The organism is Pseudoalteromonas sp. Angola-30 (assembly GCF_028599215.1).
Lineage (GTDB): Bacteria > Pseudomonadota > Gammaproteobacteria > Enterobacterales > Alteromonadaceae > Pseudoalteromonas > Pseudoalteromonas atlantica.
In genome coordinates, this window is sequence record NZ_JAQREI010000068.1 from 1 (window position 1) to 449 (window position 449).

Consider the following 449-nt stretch of genomic DNA (forward strand, 5'->3'; position numbering starts at 1 on the left):
GTCAAAACAAGTGCAATCAATGCTTAATGAAGTAATAGACTCATTAAATAAAGTATCAACTATTAAAGTGGGCAGTATTGATCAGGTAATGGCCGGACTTGAAAAGTCAGACCATTTTGCCATTGCCGGTATTGAACACACCAGTTCTGTGGCAGAAAACCACAATCTAATTCAGCTTAAGACCAATAACGATATTAGCCATGAGCAACTTATTGTGCAAACCAGCCAACAAATAGAAGCAGGTGAGCATGTTGACCACTTACTCTCGCTAATAAAGAAAGTCTCAAAAGCATAACATTACACCATGCGCTTTGGTGAACGCGATAAATTTGTAGCTTTAAAGTTTTTTTACATTAAACTAACGCTCCCTACTATTATGACTAGCGTTAATGAACAACTTTACAGCTTCTGGAATTTATCTAGAGCAGATTGAAACGCATGGTTATGCC

The 449-nt window shown here is 37.4% G+C and carries 1 pseudogene; it reads left to right on the forward strand.

Going from position 1 to position 449, the window contains the following annotated elements:
- Positions 1–295 (forward strand): annotated as a pseudogene (locus PSH54_RS20625) (LysR family transcriptional regulator); the annotation flags it as partial.
- Positions 296–449 lie beyond the last annotated feature (154 nt).